The 23,195-nt window shown below is 72.3% G+C and carries 17 protein-coding genes; 7 read left to right on the top strand and 10 right to left on the bottom strand.

The genetic code is table 11. The features are described from left to right. The 3 genes from AB0L40_RS02270 to AB0L40_RS02260 form a co-directional block, all read right to left on the bottom strand. Positions 1-2,820 (bottom strand): calcium-binding protein (locus AB0L40_RS02270; protein WP_364348519.1); only part of this gene is annotated, 2,820 nt, incomplete at its 3' end. Between the two features lie 790 nt (positions 2,821-3,610). After that, positions 3,611-4,357, bottom strand: coding sequence for a hypothetical protein (locus tag AB0L40_RS02265; RefSeq protein WP_364348517.1), 747 nt, complete (start codon positions 4,355-4,357; stop codon positions 3,611-3,613). Positions 4,358-4,364: 7 nt separating this feature from the next. Then, positions 4,365-4,682, bottom strand: a complete 318-nt coding sequence (locus AB0L40_RS02260) for a helix-turn-helix transcriptional regulator (RefSeq protein WP_364348515.1) — start codon at positions 4,680-4,682, stop codon at positions 4,365-4,367. A 251-nt stretch (positions 4,683-4,933) separates the two neighbouring features. On the opposite strand from AB0L40_RS02260, the gene AB0L40_RS02255 reads away from it, so the two are divergent. Then, on the top strand, positions 4,934-6,526 hold the full coding sequence (locus tag AB0L40_RS02255) for a long-chain-fatty-acid--CoA ligase (RefSeq protein ID WP_364348513.1): 1,593 nt from the start codon (positions 4,934-4,936) through the stop codon (positions 6,524-6,526). 243 nt (positions 6,527-6,769) lie between these two features. On the opposite strand, the gene AB0L40_RS02250 is transcribed toward AB0L40_RS02255, so the two are convergent. Then, a complete protein-coding gene (locus tag AB0L40_RS02250; RefSeq protein ID WP_364348511.1) occupies positions 6,770-7,021 on the bottom strand; it encodes a hypothetical protein in 252 nt (83 codons plus the stop codon). A gap of 241 nt (positions 7,022-7,262) precedes the next feature. On the opposite strand from AB0L40_RS02250, the gene AB0L40_RS02245 reads away from it, so the two are divergent. Both AB0L40_RS02245 and AB0L40_RS02240 read left to right on the top strand, forming a co-directional pair. Then, positions 7,263-7,613, top strand: coding sequence for a P-II family nitrogen regulator (locus tag AB0L40_RS02245; RefSeq protein WP_364348509.1), 351 nt, complete (start codon positions 7,263-7,265; stop codon positions 7,611-7,613). Continuing rightward, positions 7,613-8,887, top strand: a complete 1,275-nt coding sequence (locus tag AB0L40_RS02240) for an ammonium transporter (protein WP_364348506.1) — start codon at positions 7,613-7,615, stop codon at positions 8,885-8,887. The genes AB0L40_RS02245 and AB0L40_RS02240 overlap by 1 nt, the downstream gene beginning before the upstream one ends. Before the next feature lie 111 nt (positions 8,888-8,998). Here the strand turns inward: AB0L40_RS02240 and AB0L40_RS02235 are convergent, their stop codons facing one another. From AB0L40_RS02235 to AB0L40_RS02225, 3 genes are all read right to left on the bottom strand, one after another. After that, positions 8,999-12,001 carry an amidase gene (locus AB0L40_RS02235; protein ID WP_364348503.1) on the bottom strand — a complete coding sequence of 1,001 codons (3,003 nt, stop codon included), beginning with the start codon at positions 11,999-12,001 and terminating at the stop codon, positions 8,999-9,001. Positions 12,002-12,243: 242 nt separating this feature from the next. Continuing rightward, a complete protein-coding gene (locus AB0L40_RS02230; RefSeq protein WP_364348500.1) occupies positions 12,244-13,536 on the bottom strand; it encodes an acyl-CoA dehydrogenase family protein in 1,293 nt (430 codons plus the stop codon). Between the two features lie 46 nt (positions 13,537-13,582). Beyond that, a complete protein-coding gene (locus AB0L40_RS02225) occupies positions 13,583-13,996 on the bottom strand; it encodes an SCP2 sterol-binding domain-containing protein (RefSeq protein ID WP_364348522.1) in 414 nt (137 codons plus the stop codon). 572 nt (positions 13,997-14,568) lie between these two features. Here AB0L40_RS02225 and AB0L40_RS02220 point away from each other — a divergent pair. After that, on the top strand, positions 14,569-14,715 hold the full coding sequence (locus AB0L40_RS02220; RefSeq protein ID WP_364348497.1) for a hypothetical protein: 147 nt from the start codon (positions 14,569-14,571) through the stop codon (positions 14,713-14,715). Between the two features lie 315 nt (positions 14,716-15,030). After that, entirely contained in the window at positions 15,031-15,321 is a 291-nt protein-coding gene (locus AB0L40_RS02215) for a hypothetical protein (RefSeq protein WP_364348494.1), read from the top strand. A 48-nt stretch (positions 15,322-15,369) separates the two neighbouring features. On the opposite strand, the gene AB0L40_RS02210 is transcribed toward AB0L40_RS02215, so the two are convergent. The 3 genes from AB0L40_RS02210 to AB0L40_RS02200 form a co-directional block, all read right to left on the bottom strand. Then, positions 15,370-18,798 (bottom strand): SdiA-regulated domain-containing protein, encoded by a 3,429-nt coding sequence (locus tag AB0L40_RS02210; RefSeq protein WP_364348491.1) that lies wholly within the window; start codon positions 18,796-18,798, stop codon positions 15,370-15,372. A gap of 165 nt (positions 18,799-18,963) precedes the next feature. After that, entirely contained in the window at positions 18,964-19,116 is a 153-nt protein-coding gene (locus tag AB0L40_RS02205; RefSeq protein WP_364348488.1) for a hypothetical protein, read from the bottom strand. A 48-nt stretch (positions 19,117-19,164) separates the two neighbouring features. Further along, a complete protein-coding gene (locus AB0L40_RS02200; protein WP_364348485.1) occupies positions 19,165-19,764 on the bottom strand; it encodes an ATP-binding cassette domain-containing protein in 600 nt (199 codons plus the stop codon). A 213-nt stretch (positions 19,765-19,977) separates the two neighbouring features. Here AB0L40_RS02200 and AB0L40_RS02195 point away from each other — a divergent pair, with 213 nt between their 5' ends. Beyond that, positions 19,978-22,026: a bifunctional metallophosphatase/5'-nucleotidase gene (locus AB0L40_RS02195; protein ID WP_364348482.1), complete on the top strand. Its 2,049-nt coding sequence runs from the start codon at positions 19,978-19,980 to the stop codon at positions 22,024-22,026. Positions 22,027-22,512: 486 nt separating this feature from the next. Further along, positions 22,513-23,190, top strand: a complete 678-nt coding sequence (locus AB0L40_RS02190) for a Crp/Fnr family transcriptional regulator (RefSeq protein WP_364348479.1) — start codon at positions 22,513-22,515, stop codon at positions 23,188-23,190. Positions 23,191-23,195 lie beyond the last annotated feature (5 nt).

Raw genomic sequence — 23,195 nt, 5'->3', positions numbered from 1 at the left:
GTGCTGCGCGTGGGCGAGTCGTGCGATCTCCGTGTCCCAGGCGATCCTCGTGTGCACGTCGGGCCGTGAGCCCCGAGGGGCGTTGCGCTCGCCGTTGGTGCCGTTCGTCCCCGCAGCGCCGGTGGCGCCCGTCGCGCCGGCAGGACCGGCCGGGCCGGTCGCGCCCGTCGGGCCGGTGGTGGGCGAGCCGTCACCGCGGTTGATGACCTCGATGGTCGTCAGGCCCGCGGCCGGATCGAGCGGCAGGGCGTCGGCGATGGCCGAGTCCGTGCCCGCGCCACCGTCGGCGGTGTCGTTCTCGCCGTCGCGGATCAGGATGTTGTCGGTGCCGATGCCACCCGAGATCGCGTCCTGGCCGGCGCCGCCGTCCAGGATGTCCGAGCCCGCGTCGCCGAAGACCTGGTCGTCGCCGGCGTCGCCGTCGATCTCGTCGCTGCCCGCGCCGCCGTGGAGGACGTTCGTGTCGGCGTTGCCGACGATCGAGTCCGGGCCCACGCCGCCGTTGAGGTTGTCGACCTTCAGGTTGTCGCCCTCCGGCACGTCGCCGGCGATGAAGCCGTCGTTCGCGACGCCGTCGAGCGTCAGCTGCAGGCCGTCCGCGCGGGTGCCGTAGCTGACCGTGTCGCTGCCGTCGCCCGCGGCGTTGCCGCCGACGCCGCCGTTGTACTGGTCGCTCGACGGCACGCCGCCCAGCAGGTACAGGTCGTTGGCGTCGAACGTGTCGTCGCCCTGGCCGCCGTTGGCCACGTCCGAGCCGTTGCCGGCCTTGATCGCGTCGTTGCCGTCGCCGGCGTTGATCGTGTCGTTGTCGTCGCCGGTGTCGATCGTGTCGGCGCCGCCCTTGGAGGTCACGTTGTCGCTGCCGGCGCGGGTGTTGATCGTCTCCGCGTCGTCGTCGGAGATGACCGTGTCGTTGCCGGAGCCGGTGTCGATCGTCTCGAAGTCGCCGGCGACGTTGTCGCCCTCGGCGAGCTGACCGTCGTTCGCCGTGCCGTCGAAGTCGACCCGGATGTTGCTGGAGCGGCTGGCGTAGTCGATCGTGTCGGTGCCGGTGCCGCCCGCGAGGGCGTCCGCGCCGTTGGCGGCGCCGTCCTCGTGGACCAGGTCGTTGCCGGCGTTGCCGTTGACCGTGTCGTTGCCCGTCTGGCCGTACAGGTCGTCGTCGTCGTCGCCGCCGTTGACCGTGTCGTTGTCCGCGCCCGCCTCGACGTGGTCCTTGCCGGACCCGCCGTTGATCGTGTCGTCGCCGTCGAAGGAGTAGACGTCGTCGTCGCCGCCGCCGGCGTTGACCGTGTCGTTGCCGCCGTACGTGTAGATGTCGTTGTCGACGTCCGACGCGTTGACCGTGTCGGCGCCGCCCGCGAACGAGGTCGTCAGGACCTCGACGTCCGCCTGGACGTTGTCGTTCTCGCCCGGCGCGCCGTCGTTGGCGTTGCCGTCCTGCGAGATCGAGTAGTTCGCCGCGGGGCGGTAGTAGTACCAGACCGAGTCCTTGCCGTCGCCGCCCTTCAGCGTGTCCGAGCCGTTCGCGGCGTTGGTGTTGGTGTCGAGCGCGTCGTCGCCGGCGCCGCCGTCGAGGGAGTCGTTGTCGATCCCGCCCTCGAGGAAGTCGTCGCCGCCGTTGCCCTTGATCGTGTCGTTGCCGGCGAGGCCGTAGATGTCGTTGTCGTCGTCGTCGCCGCTCAGCGTGTCGTTCGCGGTGCCGCCCGTGATGTTCTCGATCGACGGGAGGACGTTGAGCTTCTCGTTGATCGGGGTCGGCTGCGGCGCCGTCGTGGTGCCGCCGTCGTCCGCGACGCCGTCGAGCGTGACGTTGACGCTCGTGTTGCGGTTCGTGAACTGGACGCTGTCCTCGCCCGCGCCGCCGTCGATCGTGCCGTCGGTGTGCAGCTCGGCGCCCGAGAAGACGTTCGGGATCAGCGTGTCGTCGCCACCACCGGCGGTGAGGCTCTCCACGTCGCGGGCGATGTTGTCGTTCTCGCCCGGGGCGCCGCTGACCGCGGTGCCGCTCGCGTTCAGCGTGATGTTCGGGTCCACCGACGTGTAGGCGCTGTAGTCCGCCTTGTCGACGCCGGTACCGCCGACGTAGACGTCGGTGCCGTCGCCGGGGGTCGACACGAAGGTGTCGTTGCCGGCCTGCTCGGCGGCCGTCGCGGCGGCGTTCGAGTCGTTGCCGGTACCACCGTTGAAGGTGTCGTTGCCGGCACCACCGTTCAAGGCGTCGTCGTCGGCGCCGCCGAGCAGCTCGTCGTTGCCGTCCGAGCCGACGAGCGTGTCCGTGCCGGAGCCACCCTCGAGGTGGTCGGCGGCCGAGCCGCCGATGATCGTGTCGTCACCGGTCTGGCCGAAGGCCGTGATCGGGACGTCCGCCGGGGTGCCGGCGACGCCCTGGATGATGTTGATGTTCGTCGGGTCGGTGCCGAGCGTGTCGTTGCCGTTGTCGAGCAGCAGGCGGATCGACGTGACGTTGACGCAGACCAGGCGCTGAGCGGCCGTGCCCGGGAGGAGGTTGCCGGGACCGGCGGCCTGGGCGGTCGGCGTGCATCCGGCCGTGCCCGGGACGACGCCGCCGGCCGCGGTGTTGCGGATGACGTACTCGCCGGCGACCGCGCCCTTCGCGATCCGGAGCTGGGCGGCGGAGCCGGCGTCGTCGACGAAGGTCAGCTGGCCGCCGGAGACGGCGGCGCTGCCGTCGGCCTGGGCCATGGCGGGAACGGCGAGGACGCCGACGGTCGCGAGAAGCGCGACGCGGCTGACCTTGGACTGCATGAGACCTCGGGTCGAGAACCGAGTCGCGAAGCGCGGGCTTGAAGCCTGCATGGTGGAACCCCTTGTTTGTGCGGCACGTCGCCGCGTTGCATTCCTGGTGGGACGTGCCCAGCCGCCGGGAGTTCTACCACACATAATTCTCGCGCAAGCGGAAAGTTTGCGGCGCTTCACAAGACACGTAAACCCGATAGGCCACATGGCGTACGCCATCAAACGTATACGGAACATGCACGCCGGGAACGGGGCACCCGGAGGGAGCGCGCAGGCGCCTCGGAACTGCGCCTGACCGCACCGCCAGCAAGGACACCGACTGCACCGGGTATCCCGCAGGCATTCCGAGATCCCCCGTACTGCTCGACGTTTCTGCGGGCCGAGGCGCCCCCCGGCCCCGCGCGGAGGCGGCTGCCGTCGACCCCGCGAGTGGCGAGCCGACGCCGCGCCCGCCACCGTCGGCCGAACGGCGCGCCCCACTGCGAAGATTCACGTCCGCAAAACGGCGGATCCACACGGGACCAACACGGGACTTGCGAGACTTCACGTCCGCCATTTGACTCACTCTTGGAACACGCAAATATGTTTGCGGTGATGGCCTAGGCCGTTTGGCGGGGCCCACGCGACACCCCCCTGAGCGCCGCGCCTGCGGGAAGCGCGGGGCGCAGGCGCCGCGCAGGTCCGCTCGCCGGTCGAAGACGACGAGCCCCCGGACCGGGCGGCCTCGGGAACGGGCGAGGTCCCATGCGGCGGGAGCTCGCCGGATGCGAGCCCGCCGAGGGGGAGGTCGCCGGGCCCGCAGGCCCGGCAGGAGCAGGCGGGCCCGGGCCGGCGTGGTCCCGCCGTGGCGCTAGGCCCGCGGCCGGCGCACGAGGGATCCCGCCGACCCGTCGCCGCGCGGAGCCGTGAACGACTCGATCACCGCGAACATCACGTCGGCGAACCACGGCGCGCGGGACGTGGGATCGAAGCGCAGGCGGAGCAGGTGCCCGTCGAAGAGCGCGTAGAGCGCGTTGGCGAGGTCCTCGATCCGCTGCTCGGGACGGAGCTCGAGTCCGACCGCGTCCAGGAACGCCCGGAGCGCCGGGGCCCACGCCGCGATCTGCCGCTGGCGCGAGGCCCGCAGGAGCCTCGCGGCGTCGGGGTCCTCGTCGGCGACGGCCACGGCCAGGTGGTAGGCGCGGTCACGAGCGGAGATGTCGTCCTCCGATGCGCCGGGGACGAACGAGGCGATGTTGTCGACCACCGCCCGCAGGACCCCGTCGAGGTCCTGGTCGATCGGCAGGTCGTCGATCGCCGCGCGCCAGCGCTCGATCGCTGCCTCGGTCGACTCCTCCGTCCGCTCCACCACGAGGTCGAGCACCGCGAGCGCCAGCTTGCGCCGGCGAAAGGCGAAGTCCCGCGGACCGTCCTCGTCGCGGCGGCCACCGAAGTGATACCTGACGGTCGACGGCGACCACGAGCCGACCGTCGCCAGCCGCTCGGGCGTCAGCACACGGACGAGGTCGTCGAGCCCCGCCTCCCCCAGCATCTCCAGCGCGGCGTTCGCGATGCCCTCTCGCGCGGAGCCCGTCGCCGATCCCGCCTGTTGCGGCACCGGGTCGTCAGGCGGCGAGATCCGCCGCGGTCAGCGACGGGACCCCGGCGACGGGGGCGGGCAGCAGCGCGGGCGCGGGGTGCAGCTCGACGAGCTCCGCGCGGAGCGCCGAGACGGCGAGCTGCGTCCTTGTGCGGGTGCCGAGCTTGCGCATCGCCGACGCGAGGTGCGACTGCACGGTGCGCGGCGAGATCTCGAGCCGGAGCCCGATCTCCGGGTTGGTCAACCCGTCGACGACGAGCTCGATGATCTCGAGCTCCCGGGCGGTGACGGTGGCCGGCCTGCGCGTGCGGGCAGGGCGGAGGGACGGTGCGAACGTGGACACGAAGACGATCCTGGATCGGGTACTGGAGTCGCCGTGGGGATCGTCGACGGCTGCGAGCCTAGGGCATGCGGACGCTGTGCACACTGCGGAGTTTCGCAACGCCCCAGGCCGATCGGCGGCGATCACCACGCCGTGTTCTACGCCGAATTACGGTCGCTTCGCCGGAACGTCGAGGGCTCCGGGTGGTTCCTGTCCCACCGCCCCGAGGTCCCGCCATATGATCGGCGGATCCCCGTCCCGGAGCCGTGCGCATGCCCGTCGATCCCCTGTCCGACAACCTCATCCACCGCATCAACGTCGGTGACAGCCTGACGCGGAGCGCCTCGCGGACCCCCACCGCCGAGGCGCTCGTCCAGGGCGACCGTCGCCTGACCTACACGCAGTTCAACGCGCTCGTCAACCGGCTCGCCAACGCGTTCAGCGCCCGCGGTCTGGCGCACGGGGACGCCGTGGCCCTGGCGTCGGGCAACAGCATCGAGTTCCTGGCCACCTACTACGCGTGCGCGAAGACCGGCCTGGTCTGCGTGCCGATCAACCTCGGGTGGCGTCCCGACGAGGTCGCCCACGTCCTCCACGACTCCGGGGCCCGAAGCCTGGTCGTCGAGGCGGGCCTCGTCGACGTCATCGCCCCGTCGCTGGCCGACGCGGCGGCGCTGCGCGACGTCGTCGTGATCGGCGATGGCCCCGAGACCGTCGCCGGCCGGCCGGCCACCGCCTTCTCCGCGCTGGCCGCGCACGCCGACGACGCCGAGCCCGAGCACCTCGTCGGCGACCGCGATCCGCTGACGTACCTCTACACCAGCGGCACGACCTCGGCGCCCAAGGGCGTGATCGGCAACCACGCCGCGGTCTACCTCGAGTCGATGACGATGGCGATCGAGGGGCAGTTCCGGGGCGACGACCGCTTCGCGGCGATGATGCCGATGTTCCACACCGCGCAGCTGAACTGCCACTGCACCACGGCGATCATGGTCGGGGCGTCGATCAACGTCCTGCGCGGCTTCGACGCGGAGACGCTGCTGGGGCTGATCGAGCGCGAGTCGCTGACCCAGATCTTCGGCCTGCCGATGATGTACCGCGAGATGCTCGACCACCCCACGATCGGGCAGCGCGACCTCTCCAGCCTGCGCCGCGCGCTCTACGCGATGGCGCCGATGCCGCAGGACACGCTGAAGCGCTGTCTCGACGTCTTCGACTGCGGCTTCTACCTCCTCTTCGGCCAGACGGAGATGAGCCCGACGACGACGATCTTCCGGCCCGAGCACCAGCTCTCCCACCCCGGCGCGGCCGGCACGCCGGTCGCCAACGTGCACGTCGAGATCATGGGCGAGGAGGGGACGATCCTCCCCCGCGGCGAGACGGGCGAGATCGTCTACCGCGGTCCGCACACGATGACCGGCTACCTCGGCAACCCCGAGGCGACGGAGGCGGCGTTCGCGCACGGCTGGTTCCACTCCGGCGACGTCGGGCACCTCGACGACGAGGGGCTCCTCTGGTTCACCGACCGCTCGAAGGACGTCATCAAGACCGGCGGCGAGAACGTCGCGTCGATCGAGGTCGAGAAGGCGCTCTACGCGGCCGAGCCGAACGTGGCCGACGCGGTCGTCGTCGGGCTCCCCCACGAGCGCTGGAGCGAGGCGATCACCGCCTTCGTCGTCCCCGCCGCCGGCACCGAGCTGGACCCGGACGCGATCCGCGCGGCCATGCGCGCCCACGTGGACGCGTACAAGATCCCGAAGGCGATCGTCGTCGTCGACGCCCTCCCGCGCACCTCGACCGGCAAGGTCCAGAAGCACGTCGTCCGCGACGCGCACGCCGACCTCTACGCGCGCGCCCCGCGCTGACCCGCGCGCCGCCCGGCGGACCACGCCGCCGGGCCTGCGACGATCAGCGGGTGAAGCACCCCCGGCACTGGACGCCGACCGAGCGCGTCAGCATCGGGATGGGCCTGGGCTGGGCAGCGGTGCTGGCCGCGGTCGTCCTCCACGTCGCCGGCATCCTCGGCTGACGACGGGCGCCGCCCGGGACGGCGCCGGTCCGCGTCGGACCCTCCGCGACGCGGGACGTCCCGCGTCCCGGGCGGCCCGCTACTGCGACTCGACCTCGCGCGCCGGCGGCGCCGCCGCGCGCGCGATGCGTCCCCCGCCGTCGTTGACGACGACCGTCCGGCCGCTGCCCAGGAGCACGCAATACCGGCCGACCTCGTGGACCTCGAGCGCACCGTCGCGGAAGACGCGGACCGTCTCGCGGCCCAGCACCTCGACCACGACGCCGTGGGCGTCGTGCCGCGGGAGATCGACGCGGTCACCGGTCCTCAGGCGCTCGTGATGTCGACGCATCGCGAGCAACGTAGACGGTGTCCAGGACGGAACCGGCGTTCACCGGCCGCGACCACGAGGGCCGAGCGTCCCACACGGACGTTCATCCGGCCTCGTCCGCCGATCGATCGTCGGCGCCGGGCCCCCGGCCCGGTGCGGCGGCGCGGAGCACGTCGCGGCGCGCCCGGCGGACCTGGCGCCTCGCCGCTCACGGCGTACGCCCCGAAGTCGCGGGAACACGCGGGTGGCTAGTGTCTCGCGCGTGAAACTCGTCATCGGCATCGTCCGGCCCGAGAAGACCAACGACGTGCTCGAGGCGCTCTACCGCGCCGAGATCCGCGGGGTGTCGCTCAGCCGGATCCAGGGCCACGGAGGAGAGCTCGATCGGGTCGAGACCTACCGTGGCACGCAGGTGAAGATGGGCCTGGAGGACAAGGTCCGCTTCGAGGTCGCGGTCTCCGACGACGTCGTCGAGACGACGATCGAGGCGATCTGCGCCGCGGGTCGCACGGGCGAGGTCGGCGACGGCAAGATCTTCGTGCACGACCTGACGGAGGCCGTCCGCATCCGCACGGGCGAGCGCGACGTCGACGCCGTGAGCCCCAAGTCCTGATGCCGGGGATCGACACGGGCGACACCGCCTGGATGCTGACCGCGACGGCGCTCGTCCTGCTGATGACGCCGGCGCTCGGCCTCTTCTACGCCGGCCTCGTCCGCGAGAAGAACACGCTGAACACCTTCATGATGTGCCTCGCCGCGACTGGCCTCGCGACCGTGACCTGGGCGACCGTCGGCTACTCGCTGGCCTTCGACGGCGACGGCTCCATCGTCGGCGGGCTCGGCCACGCGTTCATGCACGACGTGACGTTCGCGCCGCGCGCGGGTACGAAGATCCCCGAGCTCGTGTTCTTCGCCTTCCAGGCGACGTTCTGCATCATCACCGTGGCGCTCGTGGCCGGCGCGGTCGTCGAGCGCATGCGGTTCGTGCCGTTCCTGATCTTCGCGACCCTGTGGTCGGTCCTGGTCTACGCGGTCCTCGCGCACTGGGCGTTCGGCGGCGGGTGGCTGCAGCAGCAGGGCACCCTCGACTTCGCCGGCGGCGTGCCGGTCGAGATGGGCTCGGGCTTCTCGGCGCTCGCGGCCGCGCTCGTCGTGCGCCCGCGCAAGGACTACGGACGCCAGGCGCTGGTCCCGCACAACGCGATGTACGTGCTGGTCGGCGCCGGCCTGCTGTGGTTCGGCTGGTTCGGCTTCAACGGCGGCAGCGCCTTCGGCATCGGCAAGCCCGGGATCCTGGCGTTCGTCAACACGCTCCTGGCCCCCGCCGCGACCCTCGTCGTCTGGATCGTGCTGGACCTCGTGCGCGGCCGCCAGGCCACCGCGATCGGCGCCGCCACCGCCGTCGTCGTCGGCTGCGTGGCGATCACCCCGGCCGGCGGCTACGTCAGCCCGGGCTGGGCGCTCGCCATCGGGGCCGCGGCCGCGTTCCCCTGCTACTTCGCGATCCTCTGGCGCCCGCGCACGCGCGTCGACGAGACGCTCGACGTGCTCAGCGCGCACGGCGTCGCCGGCCTGACCGGCACGCTCCTGATCGGCTTCGTCGCCCAGGCGTCGTGGAACGACGGCGCCGGCAACGGCCTCTTCTACGGCGACGCGGGCCAGCTCTGGTCGCAGGTCGTCGCGGTCCTCGCCGGCCCCGCGTACGCGTTCGGGATGACCTGGCTGCTGATCAAGGGCCTCGGCCTCCTGATGCCGCTGCGCGGGACCGACAACGAGGAAGCCCTCGGCATGGACCTGACGCACCACGGCGAGGAGGCCTACGCCTCGGGCGAGGGCGCGATCCTCATCGGGCTCGGCTCCGGGGCGGGACGCAGCCCGCGGGTCTGAGCCCCGCGACGTCGGCCCCGCCGTCCGCGAGGCCGGGGCCGGTTCGGCGGGGCACGTGGCCCCGCGACGTCCCGGGGCGCGGCGACCGCCGCGCCCCGGGACGTCACCGGCTCACCTCCGCGGGCTGACCTTCAGCGACGCGGAGGTCGCCTTCAGCCCGGTGCCGGAGAGCGACACCCGGACCGTGGCCGTGTGGCCGCGGAGCAGCGCGCGGCGCATCGCCGCGTTCGGCCGGGCCAGCAGCCGGACCGAGCGGCCCGGCTTGATCGTGATCGTCTTCGTCGCGACGGGGCTCGAGCCGCGCTTGACGAGGACGTGGACCTTGCAGCTCGAGACGCCCTTGGCGCACGAGACCGTGACCGCGAAGCGACCCTGGCGGTCCAGCCGGACCCCGCGGGTCGACACGCGGACGGTCCGCAACGGCGCGGCCTTCGCCGGGGTCACCGGGGCCGTCGGCGCGGCGGGCGCGGCCGGGGCGGCCGGGGCGGCCAGGGCCGCGGGCGGCGCCGTCTCGGTCGGCTTCTCCGTCGGGGACGTCGTGGTCGGCGCCTCCGGCGTCGTGATCACCGGGTCCGTCGGCGTCGCCGTCGGGTCGTACGGCAGCGGCGGCGCGTAGCTCGACAGCAGGTGGCCCTTGCCGCCCAGCTGCTGCTCGAGCGCGTAGCCGAAGCCGAGCACCTCGGCGTCGTCGAACGCCCGGCCCACGATCTGCATCGAGATCGGGTTGCCGTGCGGGCTGGCGCCGACCGGCAGGATCAGCGTCGGCAGGCCGACGTTGGACGTCGGCACGTTCGTGCCGCGGTCCGACGACAGCGTCTGGGCGCCGTCGTTGTCGTAGACGTCGGAGCGGAAGCCCGGGTAGACCACCGCGTCGACGCCGGCGTCGTCCATCCACGCCTTGTAGCGCGCCTTCGCGTCGTCGCGGGCGGCGATCACCTTGTCGACGTCGTCCGTGGTCAGGCGCGGTGCGGGCGCCTGCGTGCCGCGGTTGTAGGGCAGGTTCTTCGGCGAGGAGAGGATGCCCGACGCCGTCCTGAAGGGCGGGTTCACCTGGTCCTCCCAGTAGCTCTGCCAGCCCTCCTCGGTGCGGCTGCGGTTGCCGAACCCGCCGGGCACCGAGGTCGACTGGCTCGGGGCGGCGACGGTCATCGGCACCATCGTCGCGCCGGCCGCCACGAGGTCGGCGAAGCGCGCCTTCACGGCGGCGGCGGTGCCGTCGTCCTGACCGTAGCTGTAGTTCGACGGCAGGCCGTCGAACGACGCGTCGACGTAGCCGATCTTCTTGCCCTGCAGCGCGTCCTTGTCCAGCGACGCCGTCCAGTCGGCCGGCCGCTTGGCGTCGGCGTCCGCGTGGACCGTCGCGGGGTCGCCCGGGTCGGTGCCGGTCGTGACGTTCAGGATCGTGGCGATGTCGCTCGTGGTGCGGGCGATCGGGCCCTCGAAGTCCTGCAGGTAGGTCAGCGGCATGACGCCGGAGCCCGACGAGATGCCGTCGGTGCCGCGCAGCGACACGAGGCTCGCGCCGGTCGACGGCGCGTAGAGCGAGACGCCCGTCTGGGTGCCCATCGCGAAGCCGGCCATGCTGAGCGCGGTCGACACGGCGGGGCCGCCCGAGGAGCCGAGCGACGACTTCGACGGACCGAACGCGTTGGCGGTCATGCCGAAGCCGGAGTCGCTGTAGCTGCCGGAGTTCGCGAACTCCGAGAGGTTCGCCTTGCCGAGGATCACGGCGCCGGCGGCGCGCAGGCGGGCGACCTGGAAGGCGTCCTTCTTCGGCTGCCAGTCCTTCAGGGCGAGGGTGCCGTCGGTCGTCGGCAGGTCCTTCGTGTCGTAGAGGTCCTTCAGCGACACCGGGACGCCGAGCAGCGGGAGCGTGGAGCCCGTTGCCCGCTCCTCGTCCGCGGCCTTCGCCTGCGCCATCGCGTCGTCGGCGACGCGGATGAACGCGTGGAACCCGAACGCGCCGGTGTCGTAGGCGTTGATCCGGTCCAGGTAGCCGCGCGTGATCTCCTGGGAGGTCGTCACGCCGGACTTCATGTCGGCCAGGAGCTGCGTGATCGGCTTGTCGACGACGTCGTAGTCCGAGGTCGTGACGTGCTTCTCGACGGGGACGGGCGGGTGGATCTCCGGGACCTTCGCCGTCGCGCAGGCCGCCGGGTCGAAGCCCGGGGTCGTCGCCACGTTGAAGTTGATGATCGTGCAGCGCAGGCCGGTGCTGAGGTCGTCGAGGTTGGGCGTCGCGGCAAGCCCGACGGCGGTGTTGCGCACCGTCGTGATCTGCGTACCCGCGGTGCCGGCGTTCTCGCTGCGCCCGGCGACCACGTAGTGCAGGAGCGACACGGTCTTGCCCGCCGGCACGACGATCGTGTTCTTGTAGCCGTAGAAGTTGGCGTCGAGGCCGGCCGTCGGCAGCGCGGTCGAGAACGGGTTGCGCTGCTGGTTGCCGGTGGCGAACGTCGTCGCGCTGTACGACGCGGTGCCGAGGACGACCGCGTGCGGTCCGCGGGTGGCGGGACCGGCGGCCGCCGAGTTGGCGACCTCGGCCCACGAGTCGTTGGCCGCGACCGTGGTGTCGCCGCTGGAGGTCGCGACGACCTGGCTCTGCTGGCCCGTGGTGTTCAGGCCGGCGGTGCCGCCGAACGAGACCTCGACCGCGATGTCCTGGTCGGTCGTGTTGCGGAAGCTGTCCACCCACCGGGTCCAGTTTCCGGCGGTGCCGACCTTGATCGCCCGGCTGATCTGGATGCCGCCGAGGCGCACCGCGTGGGTCGTGGCGAAGCTGTCGATCCCGTCGAACTCGAGGCCGAAGCCGCGGATCGTCTCGCCGTTGAACGCCGCGGTCGGGTCCGAGGACGGCACGCTGCCGACGCGGACCTTGATGCCGCCGAAGCCGTAGAAGGCGTTGTCGCTGATGGCGCGGACGCTGCCGGTGTCGAGCGCGGGCGAGGCGGCGTCGTGGATCTGCCACGCGGCGCCGTTGGCGGTCGAGACCGTGTTGACGGCCGAGGCGGGCGCGGTGGCGGCGACGGCGGCGATCGCGGAGACCGCGAGCGTCGCGCCGGCGCGGACCGCGCGGCGGCGGGCGCGGCCGCCGGCTGGTGCTGATTCGGACACGAGGAGAACTCCGGGGATGGGGTGGCTCGTCGGCGGGCCGCGAGGGCGGCCGAACCGATCCGATCGAGCGTACGTTCGCCCGGAGTCGCCCAGGTTCGACCGATGTCGAACAACCGGCCCTCTTGGATCCACCCATCGGAAGATCGGATCCTGCTCGGCGTCTGTTCGCCGTCCCCGGAGACGACACCGGCCCCGCCCTCGAAGAGGACGGGGCCGGTGGCCACTCGAGGTGTTGCGGGGTCCTAGTCCTCGAGCTCTTCCGGCTGCAGCAGGTACTCACCGATGTAGGTGCGGCCCTGGTCGCCGTTGAGCGGCTGGAACAGCGAGGCGGCCGAGTCGCGGTAGAGGCGCTCGAAGATCATGCCGCGACGGAAGGACATGCCGCCGACCATCGACATCGCGTGCTTCGTCATGTGCATGACGTTCTCGGCGATGAAGGTCTTCGCCAGCCCGATGTACGGGAAGCGCAGCTCGATCGGCCAGTCGTCGTCCAGACCGAGCGTGACCTCCTCGCAGGTGCGGTAGAGCGTCCGACGGGAGATCTCGTAGCGCGAGGCCATGTCACCGACGCCGTCGATGATGTGGCCGACGCCGGCGACCTTGACGTCCGCGGCGACCGTGGCGCCGAAGACGGCGCCCAGGGTCTTCTTCGAGAGGACCTTGATGGACTCCTCGAGCACCCGGGCCTGCATGCCGAGGTAGATCGAGGCGAACATCAGGGACGCCCACTCGAGGACGCCGAACGCGCCGGTGCGCCACTCGCAGATGAAGCCCGACTCCGGGATGAAGAAGCCGTCGAACACGATCGTGTGCGTGCCCGTGGCGTGCATGCCCAGGGAGTCCCAGGTCCGCTCGACGTGGAAGCCGTCGCCCTGCAGGGTGTCCGGGTCGAAGTTGAAGTCCTGGATGAAGAAGGACTCCGCGGCGACGCGCTCCTCGAACGTGTCCGGCAGGTTGCCGTCCTTGTCCGTGATCGTGGCGTTGGTCGTGATGATCGTGGCGGCGTCGCAGAGCGTGCCCCACGTCTTGGTGCCGTAGATCTTCCAGCCGCCACCCTCCTGCGGGATGGCCTTCATGTCGGCCAGGCCCGAGAAGCCGGCGCGCTTCTCGGAGAAGGGCCCGAACATGAGCTCCTTGTTCTTGACGACGCGGCCGAGCCAGTAGTCGTTCTGCTCGTCGCTCATCAGGCCGCCGGCGATGCCGACCATGATGTAGTGCATGTTGTACGCGAGGGTGATCGCCGAGTCGCCCTTGGAGAGCTCGGAGATGACCTTCGACGTCTGCAGCAGGCTGCCGCCGGCGCCGCCGAACTTCTTCGGGACCGAGAGGCCACCGAGGTCCGTGGCCTTGAACTTCTCGATCGTCGGGAACGCGAAGGTGTTCTTCTTGTCGTACTCCGGGCCGATCTCGCGGAAGTACTGCGAGAGCTCCTCGGCCTGCTCGAAGAGCGCGTCGAAGTCGGTGTCGCTCAGCGAGGCGTCGAAGGACGCGTCGGACGTCGGGGCCTGGTAGTCGTCGGTCTGGGTGGAAGCCATGGGTTCAGTTCCGTCTCGGGTGGTTCGGGGCGTTGGTGGCGGGCGGTCAGCCGACGAGGAGGTCGTCGCGACCGGTGTCCTTCAGGCGCTGCTTGTAGGTGTCGAACAAGCCCTCGGTGAGGGGCAGGAGCTTGAGCGCCACGGAGCGCTTGCCGTCGAGCTTCACCTTCCGCTGGGCCATCGCCAGCGTGAAGTTCAACTTGCCCTGCCAGAACTTGTTCGCGTTGTCCGACGACATCCGCAGCTGCACGGTCGACTTCCCCGCCAGCGCCTCGTCGCCCGTCTTCACGCTCTGCCCCGGGAAGTCGACGAGGATCGCCGCATCCGGGTTCGTCTGCTTGATCAGGATGACGAGGCTCGTGCCCTCGGTCGCCTCGATGAAGGCCGGCGTCTTCGTCGCCGTATCGAACATGCCGCCGATGTACTCGTAGACCTCATCGGCATCCTTGAACGCAGTCACGCTCACACCTTCTCCTCAGGACCGGGCCCGTCCGAGCGCCTCCAGGGCGCTCGATCCGAACCTCATCAACAGTGACCAGACGCTACGGGCGCGAGTACGGAGGAACCTCCCCCCTCTCAGTGGTCTGTGTGCGCAGAAAGGGGGGGTAGGACCCCTCGGGGGCCTCTCCGGGTACGCGTCGCACGGCGCGTCGCGTTGCCGCTCGCGGCGCCCGGGACACCGCTGGCGTGCAGCGGTTTCTCGCCGTCACCGGCGGGTACGGACCGCGGCCGCGCGGGCGTCGACGTCGCTCCCGGCGCGACCCCCGATCGAGGGAGACGCGGCTCGCCGCCCCCGCCGGAGGAGGGACCCATGATCGCTCGCGAGAACGCCCTGTCCCCACTCGCGGCCGCGACCGGGACGTTCGTCGCCGAGGAGGCCCCTGGCCTCGGTCATCGGACTCCCGACGTCCCTGGGCAGCATCCGGCTGAGCGGCCCGCACGTCTCTGGAGACGCACGACGAGGACGTCAGCTTCTTCTCCCCGTTCGACAGCAAGTCGACGTCCGGGCTGCTCGGCAACCTCGGCGCCGGCGTGGTCGTCGCGCTCCACGAGAACGGCTCCGACACGTACAAGATGGGCTTCACGCCGACGTTGACGGCGATGGCGCCGGTCATCGGCTGCGACTCCTCGCTGACGCCGCTCGCGGTGACGCGCGGCGGGTGGCAGAACAACCGCTGAGCACCCGCGGCTCCTTGCGGCGTGGATCACCCGGGTGGTCTACGCCGCAGACGGTCGAGGCGCCGCCGCGACTGTGTTCTACTGGTCGGTACGACTCCGGCCGGGGTCGGCGGCCGACGGCCGCGTGGGGCCGGCCGGGCGTCTCCGCCACCACCCCAGGGAGGGCCCCATGTCCGATCACGGGCCTGCGGGACGACGACGGGCCATCGGGACCAGCACGAGGACGACCGGCCGCGCACGCCGCGCGTGCCCGGCGCAGGTCCCCGGCCGGGCCGACGCAGCCCCGACCCGGTCCCCCGCCGGCGGGTCGACCGCGTGAAGCGCCCGGGCTGGTGGCCGGCGAGCCGCGACGACGACGGGCCGCGACGCCCCCCGGCCGCCCTCACCGACGAGCAGCGCGCCGCGCTCGAGCACGCGCACCGCGCGCTCCTGGCGTCCGAGACCGTCGAGGCCGCCACGCATCTGGGCTACGCGACGCGAGCGGCGTCCGCCGACGCCCACGAGGCCGCCGAGACCGCCGTGTCGGCGGCGCTCGAGGCCGGCGTGTCCCGCGCCCTCCTCGAGTCCACCGCGGCCGACGCGATCGCGGCCGTGCACGGCACGTAGCGCCCCGGTCGCCCGAGCCGTCCGGGGCGCCCCGTGCGCCGCGCGTCGCTAGCGCGTGACCGTCACCGCGATCGTGCGGGTGATCGTCCGGCCGTTGATCGTGAACGCGACCTTCACCGCGTGGGTGCCGAGCTTCGCGGCGCCGAGGATCCGCAGCTTCAGCGCGACGTCGCGCGCCTTGCCGGGGGCGAGCGACGGCACCGCGACGTTCCGCGCGCCACGCACCCGCAGCGCCTTGGACACGGACACGCGGGCCTTGGAGCGACCGACCTTGGCCGTGGTGTCGTTGGCGAGTCGCAGCCGCAGCGTCACCATGCGGCCGCGGCGGACCGCGACCTTCGTGCGCGTCGCGACGACGGCGAACGTCCCGTTCTTGCCGGCCGGACCCTGGGCGCCCTGCGGGCCGGCGGGGCCGTCCTTGCCGTCGACGCCGTTGGTCCCGTTGGCCCCGTTCGTGCCGTTGACCCCGGCGTCGCCCTTCGCACCGGCGACGCCCGCGTCACCCTTCGCACCCGTGGCGCCGGTGTCGCCCTTGGAGCCGGTGTCGCCCTTCGGACCCGTCGCGCCGTCGGACCCGCTCGGGCCCGTGGGACCGGCCGGGCCGGTGGGGCCCGTCCCGCCGTCGGAGCCGCTCGGGCCCGTCGGACCGGTGGGGCCCGTGGGGCCGGTCGGCCCCGTCGGGCCGCTCGTCGCCGCCGTGCTGATCGCCGTCAGGGGCACAGTGGTCGGGCTGCCGGGCACGTTGGACGTGACCACGAGGGTCGCGACCGAGGTCGCGCTCGCGCGGCCCGGCGAGAACCGCACCTGCACCTTGCACGTCGCGCCGGGCGCGAGCGCCTCGTCGGTGCAGCGGTCGCTCGTCAGGAGGAAGTCGCCGGCGGAGGCGTCGTCGGCCTCGCGGATCGCGAGGCGGCTGATGTCCACCGCGGCGTCGCCGGTGTTCGTCAGCGTGACCCACTGGCCGGGGCCGGTCGTGCCGACCTCCTGGGCCGGGAACGCCGGCGTGTCGGTCGAGAGCCTCGGCCCGATCGCGGCCTGCGTGATCGTCCCCGGGGAGGCGATCTCGTCGTGCGCCAGGAAGGCGCCGCGCTGCCCGACGACGCTCAGGGTCGAGATCGTCGGCAGCGGCAGCGCGAAGCTCCCGATCCCCGCGGCGTTGTCGAACGAGACGTTCTTGGTCTGCGCGCCGAAGCTCACCCCGGTGACCCGGTCGCCGGACGCGTTGAAGATGTTCACGGCGTCGCCGCTGCCGCTGAGTCCGATGCCCGAGCCGCTGTAGGACCCGATCTGGAACCCGGCCGGGATGCTCGAGCCGAACCACGCGGACTTGAACGCCGCCACGTTCGTCGCGTCACCCTCGAGGAAGACCGCGGACTGGCCCGGCGTCAGCGTGCTCACGCCGGTGAGCGCCGCCGCGGTCGCGAACGCGCCCGAGCTGTCGTCCATCTTCCAGCCGGTCAGGTCGACCGTCCTGCTGCTCGTGTTCGTCAGCTCCCACCAGTCCGCCGCGTACGTCGCGTCGTCGCTGCCCCAGGGCGCGACCTCGGAGACCGTGACCGGGTTCGCCACCGGGACGGTGCCCGGCGAGCCGGTCTCCGCGTCGCTCGTGCCGTCGCGCACGGTCTTCGCTCCGTTCTGGCCCGCCGTGCTGAGGGTGCTGATCGTCGGCGGCGGCGTCGACGTCCCGCCGACCGCCGCCGTGTTGTCGAGCGTCCGGCCGGGCGTCGTCGCGCCGAACGCGACGCCCGTCACCCGCGTGCCCGTGGCGTCGAAGACGTTGACCTGGTCGCCGCCCTGACCGAACCCGATCCCGCCGCCGCTGTACGTTCCGATCTGGAAGCCGGCCGGGACGTCGGTGCCGAACCAGGAGGACGTGAAGAGGTCGGCCTTGGCCGTGCTGCCCACGGCGCCCTCCTCGATGAAGACCGCCGACTGGCCCGGGGCCAGCTCGCTGACGCCGTTCAGCGCCAGTGCGGCCGCGGCGGAGCCGGCCGAGCCGGAGTCGTCGTCGACCTTCCACCCGGTGAGATCGACCGTGGTCGTGCCGGTGTTCGTGAGCTCCCACCAGTCCGCGGCGTAGGGGCTGGCCGTGGCGGTGCTGCTCCAGGGGGAGACCTCGGAGACGATCACCGACGGCGCGATCGAGCCGCCGGACACGGGCGTGACCGTCAGCGTGTACGGGCCGCTGGTGGCGTCCGGGGTGCTGCCGACCGACGGGTCGTCGACCGTGACGCTGACCGTGTAGTTCGCCTTCGTCGCGGCGTTCAGCGTCGTGCCGGCCTTCAGGTAGAGCCCGTTGCTGTCGACCTCGAACGTGTCGGCGTCCGGGCCCGTCACCGCGAGCACGTTCGTGCCGATGGCGTCGTCGGACACGGTGACGTCGGCGACCTTGACGCGCGTGCTGGTGTTCGCGTTCTCGGCGATCGAGGGCGTCGTGTTGCCCAGCGTCACCGCGGTGGGCGCCGCGTTCGGGGCGGCGGACGGCGCGAAGACCCAGAGCTGCGGGTGGTCGATGTCGCCCCCGCCCTCCTCGGACACGACGTAGAGCCGCCCGTCGTTGTCCATCGTGACGCCCTCGTGCGTCTGGTCGGGGATGGACTTCGGGTTGTCGGCGTCCTTGACGAGCGTCAGCGAGCTCGACACGGTGCCCGAGCGGTCGACGTTCAGGACCTTGCCGGCCTCCTGGCTGATGATCAGCATCCGGTCCGCGTCGGGACCGGTCAGCGTCGTCAGGTTCGACAACGAGAAGACGTCGGAGAAGTCCGTCGTCGGGACCAGGGCCGGATCGAACAGGTCGGTGGAGCCCGTCGCGGTGGGCGAGCCGTTGCTCGCGGTCAGCGCGTTCCAGTCGATCGTGGTCTGGAAGAGGCTCTTGGGGTCCTTCTCCTTGACGACCAGGAACCCGCCCGTCTTCGGGTCGTTGCTCAGGCCCTCGAGGCCGACGTTGCCGATCGTGGTGCCGAGCTTGACCGTCCTGGTCTGGGCGCGCGTGAGCGTGGTGCCGGGCGCGTACGTGAAGCGGACGAGCTGCCGGTCGCGCTCCTCGGTCATCACGAACTGGCCGCCACCGATGTAGGTGATGCCCTCCGTGTCGTAGAACTCCGTCTGCTGCGCGCTGCTGCCGGCGGGCAGCGTCATCGTGTCGATCAGCGCGCCGGTGGTCTTGTTCACCTGCGTCACCGAGGTGCCGCCGTCGCCCACCACGAAGAGGGTGTCGGTGTCCCAGTCGTACGCGACGCCCGAGGCCTCCTGCGCGAGCAGGTTGCCGGCCGGCGCGGCCGTCCGGGTCGGCTCGGGCAGGTTGAAGCGCCCGACTCGCACGTACGTCGACAGGTCCACGCCGGTCAGCGGCGCCGCGGTCGCGGCGGCGACCGGCTGGAACACGACGACCGAGGCCGTGGCGGCGAGGCCGACGGCGACGGCGCGGACCGCGCGGCGGCGGGCTGATCGGTTGACGACGGCACGTGCGACGTTCATGGGGCTCCTCGATCGGGGCGTCGCGTGGGTGCGGACGCCGCGTCGGGCGGGACGCTAGGCGCGACCCGGCCCCCACTTGTGAACCCCGCGCGAACGTCGTGCGAAGAGGTGGTGACGGGTGCATGCCGGCCCGCCTCCGCGGGCAGGGCCTGCTCCCCCGCCGTCTCAGCGCCCCATGCACCACAGCCCGACGAGCGCGAGCGCGCCGAAGAACGGGACGAGCCCGGCGATCGACGCGAGCCCCGGCCAGGTGTGCGCGAGACTCAGGTCGATGCCCGAGACGGTCGACTGGCGGCCGAGCTCGAGGACGTGCGACACGGGGTTGATCCGGGCGACCGTCTCGAGCCACCCGTGCAGGACGGGAGCTCACGTGCGGCGCGCCCGGTCGCGGAGGGCGAGGACGGCGAGGCCGGTCGCGACGACCGCCAGTCCGAGCGCGGAGACGAGGCCGAGCAGCGGGTCGCCGAGGCTCGTGTCGTCCTGCAGCAGCCCGCGCGCGCCCTCGACGACGGAGGTCAGCGGGTTGTACCCCGAGATGTCGTGCAACGTCGGGGTCAGCAGGTCGAGCGGGACGAACGCGGGCGCCGTGAACAGGAGGACGGCCAGGCCGAGCGTCCCCGCCATGCGGCCGAAGACGAGGCTCGAGCGCCGGACGGGCGCCGCGAGCAGGAGGAGCGGCAGCACGAAGGTCGGCATCAGCAGCTGCACCCGACGGAACTGGACGCTGAGCGCGCGGCGGCCGAGGGCGGCGACGACCCGGGCCTCGCCGCCGGTCGGCTTCAGCAGCGTGACGAGGATGCGGACGGTCGTCGTCTTCCCCGCGCCGTTGGGCCCGAGGAACCCGTAGATCTCGCCCTCCTGCACCTCGAGGTCGAGCCCGTCGACGGCCTCGATGCCGCCCTTGAAGGCCCGCTCGAGGCCGCGGACGGAGACGGCGGCCTGCCTGGTGCCTGGTCGGTCGGTCACGCGCGAAAGCGGAAACACCCGGTGGGGCGCGCACGTGACGGTGCCGGTTCGGACGTCCGGCATCCTCCGACCGGCCCGCCGCCGGCCTTCCGTGAACGTCCGGGCACCGACTCGTGAGCAGCCCGTGAAGGGGGTTCACGCGGCGGTCCGTTCGCCCTAACTTGGCGTACGGACCCTCGTCCGCGGGTCCCTCGCCCCAAGGAGATCCCTCTCATGCGTTCCGCCCTCGTGGCACTCGCCGTCTCGGGCTGCATGCTCGCGACGTCCGCCCCCGCGCTCGCCGATCCGGCCGGCCACCGCTCGTCCACTCCATCGTCCGGCGCCCACGCCGCGTTCGTCGCGAAGGATGCGCGCGCGTCGAACGCGACCAAGGCCGCGAAGCGCCGGGCCACCGCCCGCAGCAAGGCCGCCGCCCGCGCGCGGGCCGCCAAGCAGCGCGCCGCCGCCAAGCGCGCGGCCAAGCGCGGACCTCGCGGGCCGAAGGGCCCCAAGGGCCCGACCGGCTCGAAGGGCGCCCCCGGTCCCGCCGGTCCTGCGGGGCCCGCCGGGCCGACCGGCGCGACCGGCGCCCCGGGTGCTCCGGGGACCCCCGGCGCCCCCGGCCCCAAGGGCGACACCGGCGCTCCCGGCCCCGGCCCCGTCGAGCCGGGCCCCAGCCACCTGCGCGTCCTGGCGTTCAACGACTTCCACGGCAACCTCGAGCCCCCGACCGGCTCGTCGGGCACCACGCCGACCGGCGTCGGCGTCACGACGCCGACCGGCGGCGCCGCCTACCTGGCCACCCACCTGAAGCAGCTCGAGGCCGGCCAGGAGCACTCGATCGTCGTCGGCTCGGGCGACCTCATCGGCGCCTCGCCGATCATCTCCGGCCTCTTCCACGACGAGCCGACGATCGAGGCCCTGAACGCCATGGGGATGAGCTACGCCGGCGTGGGCAACCACGAGTTCGACGAGGGCGCGGCCGAGCTGAACCGCATGCAGTTCGGCGGCTGCCACCCCGTCGACGGGTGCCAGGACGGCACGCCGTTCACGGGCGCGGCGTTCGACTACCTCGCCGCGAACGTCCGCTACGCCGACACCGACCGCACGATCCTGCCGCCGTACGAGATCAAGCAGGTCGACGGGATCCCCGTGGCGTTCATCGGCGTCACGCTCCGCGACACCCCGAAGATCGTCACGCCCGACGGCGTGCGGGGCCTGACGTTCGACGACGAGGCCGACACGGTCAACCGGATCGTCCGTCGCCTGTCGGACGCGCAGGACGTGCAGGCCTTCGTCGTGCTGATCCACCAGGGCGGCCAGCAGAACGCCCCGTACGCGGGCGGCTTCCAGGACGTCAACCGCTGCGACAACGTCACCGGCGACATCGGCGAGGTCGTCGACCGCCTCGACTCCCGCGTCGACGCGGTGCTGAGCGCGCACACGCACCAGCCGTACGTCTGCCGGCGGGCGGGCAAGCTCGTCACGAGCGCGTCGTCGTTCGGTCGCCTGATCACCCGGGTCGACCTGACGCTCGACCCGAAGACCCGCGACGTGACCGCGGCCGACGCGAAGAACGAGCTCGTCACCCGCGACGTGCCCGAGGACGCGTCGGTCAAGCAGATCGTCGACAAGTACAAGGCGCTGGCCGCCCCGATCGCGGCCCGCGTCATCGGACGGATCCCGAGCACCCTGTCGAAGACGAACAACGGCGCCGGGGAGTCGCCGCTCGGCGACGTCATCGCCGACTCGCAGCTCGCCGCGTCGAGCCCGCCGTCGAAGGGCGGCTCGGTCGTCGCGTTCATGAACCCGGGCGGCATCCGGGCCGACCTGCCGTTCAACGCCCCGAACGGCGACGTGACCTACAACGACGCGTACACGACGCAGCCGTTCGCGAACACGCTCGTGGTCAAGACGCTCACCGGCGCGCAGATCAAGGCGCTGCTCGAGCAGCAGTTCGACAACCCGTCGGCGGGGGCCAAGCGCGTCCTCTCCGTGTCGAAGGGCTTCGCCTACAGCTACGACACGACGAGGGCGGCGGGGTCGCGGGTGGACGCGGCGAGCATCACGATCGACGGCACGACGGTCGATCCCGCGGCGAGCTACCGGGTGACGATGAACTCGTTCCTCGCCACGGGCGGCGACGGCTTCTCGGTGTTCAACCAGGGCACGAACCAGGTCGGCGGCGACGTCGACATCGACGCGCTGACGTCCTACCTGGGCGCGAACGACCCGCTGGCCCTGCCGTCGACCACCAGGATCACGCAGACCGGCGGGGTCTGAGCCCCGGGCGCCGCCGGGTCCCCGTCGGCGCCCGTCGGCGGCCCGGTGGGCGCCGACGGAGGCTCGTCGGGCTCGACGGGTCCGCTCGCCGCAGCGACGAGGCCCCCGAACGTCCCGGCGTGCTTCACCCGCCGAGCGCGACGGACCAGTCCCCGACGAGCACGTTGATGGCGAGGCCCAGCTGGTCGGTCGCCTGGAGCTCGACGACGCAGTCCTGGACCTTCCGGACGTCTCGCTCTGGACGCTCGCCGGCCGTGTCCTCCGTCCAGAATTGGGTGGCCGCTGACGGTGGGGCGACGTAGCGTCCCGTGGATGGAGCACGGACCCACCGCTCGCTGCCGGGTATGCGGTGAACCCTCGTCGGGGACGGCGCGGTTCTGCCGCCGGTGCGGCGCGCGTCTGCCGAGCCCGCCGGAGGATCCGTCCCCGCCGCCCCGGCCCGGCGGGCGGCACGATCAGCAGGACGACGCGGGGTAGCATCGCCCGGTGACCGTCGACACGCCCGAGCCGGGCACCTTCCTCGCGCTGCTCGCGGGCGTCGACCGCGATGCGCTGCTGAGCCTCGGTGGTCGGCGGCGGTTCGCCCGTGGCGAGCGCCTGATGCACCGCGGAGAGCCGGGCGATCGCCTGCTCTTCCTCCTCGCCGGGCACGTCAAGGCGAGCATCAGCGACTCCCGCGGGCGCGAGATCGTGCTCAGCTTCCGCGGCTCCGGCGACGTCCTCGGCGAGCTCACGTTCAGCCACGCCGACCCGCGCTCGAGCAACGTCACCGCGATCGAGCCCGTCGCAGCCCAGTCCGTCGCAGCCTCGGAGTTCCGCGCGTACCTCGTGCAACGGCCGACCGCGGCACTGACGCTGATCGACGTGATCAGCGGGCGGTTCCGCGCGGCCAACCTCGCGCGCTTCCAGTTCGGCGAGCTCGACACGGTCGGCCGCGTCGCCGCGCGCCTGATCGAGCTGTGCGAGCGCTACGGCGATCGCAACGACACGGGGATCCAGATCAGGCTTCCGCTCACGCAGGAGGACCTCGGGAGCTGGACGGCATCCTCACGGGCCGGGGTCGCCGGCGCCCTGCGGACGCTGCGAGAGCTCGGCTGGATCGCGACGGAGCGCCGGCGGATCACCGTGCTGGACGTCGAGGCGCTCACGCGACGGGCCACCTGAGCGGC

Source organism: Patulibacter sp. NPDC049589 (genome assembly GCF_040675535.1).
Classification (GTDB): Bacteria; Actinomycetota; Thermoleophilia; order Solirubrobacterales; family Solirubrobacteraceae; genus Patulibacter.
The sequence above is the reverse complement of the archived record's forward strand: the minus strand, read 5'-3'. Positions and strand labels throughout refer to the sequence as shown.

Bases quoted from the DNA above. Each gene is read 5' to 3' on its own strand.
- AB0L40_RS02250 (WP_364348511.1), bottom strand. From the start codon at position 7,021: ATGCGTCGACATCACGAGCGCCTGAGGACCGGTGACCGCGTCGATCTC.
- AB0L40_RS02240 (WP_364348506.1), top strand. From the start codon at position 7,613: ATGCCGGGGATCGACACGGGCGACACCGCCTGGATGCTGACCGCGACG.
- AB0L40_RS02195 (WP_364348482.1), top strand. From the start codon at position 19,978: ATGCGTTCCGCCCTCGTGGCACTCGCCGTCTCGGGCTGCATGCTCGCG.
- AB0L40_RS02210 (WP_364348491.1), bottom strand. From the start codon at position 18,798: ATGAACGTCGCACGTGCCGTCGTCAACCGATCAGCCCGCCGCCGCGCG.
- AB0L40_RS02255 (WP_364348513.1), top strand. From the start codon at position 4,934: ATGCCCGTCGATCCCCTGTCCGACAACCTCATCCACCGCATCAACGTC.
- AB0L40_RS02230 (WP_364348500.1), bottom strand. From the start codon at position 13,536: ATGGCTTCCACCCAGACCGACGACTACCAGGCCCCGACGTCCGACGCG.